The sequence below is a fragment of the Saccharothrix deserti genome, from assembly GCF_009769385.1.
Classification (GTDB): Bacteria; Actinomycetota; Actinomycetes; order Mycobacteriales; family Pseudonocardiaceae; genus Actinosynnema; species Actinosynnema deserti.
In genome coordinates this window covers 32,742-35,885 of the sequence record NZ_ML775966.1, presented here as the reverse complement: position 1 = coordinate 35,885, position 3,144 = coordinate 32,742, and the positions used below count along the sequence as shown (strand labels likewise).

The 3,144-nt window shown below is 71.1% G+C and carries 3 protein-coding genes and 2 pseudogenes; 4 read left to right on the top strand and 1 reads right to left on the bottom strand.

The features are described from left to right. Positions 1 to 127 (top strand): annotated as a pseudogene (locus tag FM051_RS50090) (IS630 family transposase); the annotation flags it as partial. Here the strand turns inward: FM051_RS50090 and FM051_RS11255 are convergent. Next, positions 125 to 535 (bottom strand): annotated as a pseudogene (locus FM051_RS11255) (amino acid deaminase); the annotation flags it as partial. The pseudogenes FM051_RS50090 and FM051_RS11255 overlap by 3 nt on opposite strands. A 108-nt stretch (positions 536 to 643) precedes the next feature. On the opposite strand from FM051_RS11255, the gene FM051_RS11250 reads away from it, so the two are divergent. The 3 genes from FM051_RS11250 (at position 644) to FM051_RS11240 (ending at position 2,846) form a co-directional block, all read left to right on the top strand. Further along, positions 644 to 1,612: a sugar kinase gene (locus tag FM051_RS11250; protein WP_158842877.1), complete on the top strand. Its 969-nt coding sequence runs from the start codon at positions 644 to 646 to the stop codon at positions 1,610 to 1,612. After that, complete coding sequence (locus FM051_RS11245) at positions 1,609 to 2,364, top strand: IclR family transcriptional regulator (protein ID WP_158842876.1); 756 nt, start codon at positions 1,609 to 1,611, stop codon at positions 2,362 to 2,364. The genes FM051_RS11250 and FM051_RS11245 overlap by 4 nt, the downstream gene beginning before the upstream one ends. A gap of 98 nt (positions 2,365 to 2,462) precedes the next feature. Next, entirely contained in the window at positions 2,463 to 2,846 is a 384-nt protein-coding gene (locus FM051_RS11240; RefSeq protein ID WP_158842875.1) for a RidA family protein, read from the top strand. Positions 2,847 to 3,144 lie beyond the last annotated feature (298 nt).

Genomic DNA, 3,144 nt, shown 5'->3' with positions numbered 1-3,144 from the left:
CGACGTCGAAGCCTGGATCGACGCCTGGAACGACGACCCCAAGCCCTTCGTCTGGACCAAGACCGCCGACGAGATCCTCGACAACCTTGCTCGGTACTGCCAACGAATCAACGACTCAGGACACTAGTTCCGCGGCCAGCCAGCGCAGCCCGGCCGGGTCCACCAGCTGGTTGGCCAGCAGCACCCGCCGCACCCCGAACGCCCGGTAGACCCGCAGCTGGCTGGTGTTGGCCGCGGTGATGCCCCACGCGCCGTGCTCCAACTGGCGGGCGAACAGCTGCGGGGCCATGGTCGTCTTGCCGTGCGGCGCCAGCAGCACGCCGCGGTCGGCGCACCAGCGGGCCATGGTGGCGAGGTTGTGCTCCAGCGCGGCGGCGTCCAGCACGACCAGCGGGCCGACGAACCCGTCGGTGAACAGGTCGAGCCGGCGGGCGGCCACGTCCCCGACCGTCGCGCCGAACACGTCGGCCGGCAGGCCCTTGAACCGCCAGTCGACCCGCTCGGCGCGGATGGCGGCGACAGCGTCGAGGTCCACGTTCCCGCTCCTAACGTTGCATATGTCGCAACGGCTATTGCGCGATGTGATGCCGCAGTGTGTAACATTCGGTCGCCGCCCGTCAACGAGTGGTGCAGAGGAGCACGGATGCGGTTCGACCTACCGGGCGGTGTGGTGTGCCTGGGCGAGACCATGGCGGTCCTCGTGCCCGCCGAACCCGGCCCGGCGCGCACCACGCGCACGTGGTCGCGGGCCATCGGCGGGGCCGAGTCCAACGTGGCCATCCACCTGGCCCGGCTGGGCGTGCGCAGCCGGTGGGTGAGCGCCGTGGGCGCCGACGCGTTCGGCGGCGCGATCCTCGACGCGGTGGGCGGCGCGGGCGTGGACGTCACCGACGTGCGGGTCGACCCCGACCGGCCGACCGGCCTCTACATCAAGGAGGCCGACGCCGGCGGCAGCCCCGTGCGGTACTACCGGCGCGGTTCGGCGGCGTCCGCGATGGGCCCGGACACGCTCGACCGGCTGCGCCTGGACGACGTGGCGCTGGTGCACGTCAGCGGGATCACGGCGGCGCTGTCCGACAGCTGCCTGGAGCTGATGCGCGCGGTGCTGAGCCGGCCGAGGACCGTGCCGGTGTCGTTCGACCTCAACTGGCGGCCCGCGCTGTGGCACGACCGCGACCCGTCGGTGCTGCGCGAGCTGGCCGACGCGGCGGACGTCGTGCTCGCCGGTTCGGACGAGGCGCAGGCGGTGTGGGGTACCGGCGACCCGGCGGAACTGCGGGCGTTGCTGCCGGGCCCGAAGACGCTGGTGGTCAAGCACGGGGCACGTGGCGCGACCGTGGTCGAGGGCGGTGCGACGACGTTCCAACCGGGCCTGCGGGTGGACGTCGTGGAACCCGTCGGCGCCGGTGACGCGTTCGCCGCCGGCTACCTCGCCGCGCACCTCGCGGGCGAGTCGCCGGAACGCCGCCTGCGCGTCGGGCACCTCCAAGCCGCCGCCGCCCTGCTCACCAGGGAGGATGTCGGCGAGTCGTTGCCGTTCGCGGTGACCGTGCCACTGCTGGACGCCGATTCCCGCACGTGGGCCGCCGCACACCTGAGGAGACGTCGATGAGCCAAAGCCTGGACCGGGCGCTGACCCTGGTGGGGGAACTGGCCACCGGACCGAAGACGCTGGACGAGCTGTCGAGCGTCATCGAGGTGCACAAGTCGACCACCATGCGGCTGCTGCGGACGCTGGAATCACACCGGTTCGTGCAGCGCGAGGGCGTGCACCACTACCGGCTGGGCACCGCGCTGTTCGACCTCGCCAACCGGGCGCTGGAGGAGCGGGACGTGCGGCGCAGCGCCGAGAACGCCCTGCGCGACCTCAACGCCAGGACCGGCTACACCGTGCACCTCGCGTCGTACGAGGACGGCGAGGTCATCTACATCGACAAGTACGACAGCACCCACCCGATGCGGATGTACTCGCGCATCGGCAGACGGGCCCCGCTGCACTGCACCGCCGTGGCCAAGGTGCTGCTGTGCGAGCTGCCCGAGCCGCGTCGCCGCGAGGTCGCGCAGGCCATCGACTACGTGCCGCTGACCGCGAACACCATCACGTCACCGGACGCCTACCTGGCCGAGCTGGACCGCGTCCGCTCCTCCGGCTACGCGGTCGACAACGCCGAGCACGAGGACTTCATCCACTGCATCGCCGCGCCCATCCGAGGCGCGCGCGGCGAGGTCGTGGCGGCCGTGTCGATGTCCGTGCCCAAGGTGCTGCTCGACTTCGACGGCCTGCTCAGGCTCCTGCCCGACCTGCTCGCGACCGCGCGGGCGGCTTCCGTCGAGTGCGGCTGGTCGCCGCGCGACGTCGGCTGACCGGACAAGTCGGCTGACCGGACAAGTCGGCCGACCGGACAGGTCGGCCGACCGGACGAGTCGGTTGAGCAGACAATCGGACCCAAGAGAGGAAACGCATGTCCAAGATCGAGATCCGGACCGACAACGCGCCCACCCCCGTGGCCGCCTTCTCGCAGGGCGTCATCAAGAACGGGATCCTCCAGGTGGCGGGCCAGGTCGCGTTCGACCCCGCCACCGGCACGATCGTCGGCGACACGGTGGCCGAGCAGACCCGCCAGGCGCTGCGCAACGTCGTCGCCGTGCTGGAGGCGGGCGGCTCGTCCCTGGCCGACGTGATGATGATGCGCGTCTACCTCACCGACACCGCGCACTTCGCCGAGATGAACAAGGTCTACGACGAGTTCGTGACCGAGGGGCCGTTCCCGGCGCGGACCACCGTCTACGTCGGCCTGCCCGCGAAACTGCTGGTCGAGATCGACGCCCTGGCAGTGCTCGGCTGACCCTCCGGATGACCCGGCCGGGTGATCTGTTGCTACTTCTGCCGGTAGTTCTGCGTGGTGTTCGCGAGACGGGGCGGCTTGACTTGCGGTACCCCAGCAGTTCGTCATGGAAGGACACCCGGCGATGGCTAGGAACGCATCACCGATCGGCTGACCTGTACTGAATGCCGCTGCTCCGCAGACGGCGGTGGGTCGCCTGGAAGTCGGTAGTTCGTGGCTCATTTCCGACGATCGAAAAGCGTGATCGCCGGGCCTGGGGCGGGGTCTGCCGGGGCGGGCGCACGGGGGGGGGGCGGGG

What these genes read in the sequence shown, in the direction of transcription:
- FM051_RS11245 (WP_158842876.1), top strand. Translation starts at nt 1,609, where the DNA reads ATGAGCCAAAGCCTGGACCGGGCGCTGACCCTGGTGGGGGAACTGGCC.
- FM051_RS11240 (WP_158842875.1), top strand. Translation starts at nt 2,463, where the DNA reads ATGTCCAAGATCGAGATCCGGACCGACAACGCGCCCACCCCCGTGGCC.
- FM051_RS11250 (WP_158842877.1), top strand. Translation starts at nt 644, where the DNA reads ATGCGGTTCGACCTACCGGGCGGTGTGGTGTGCCTGGGCGAGACCATG.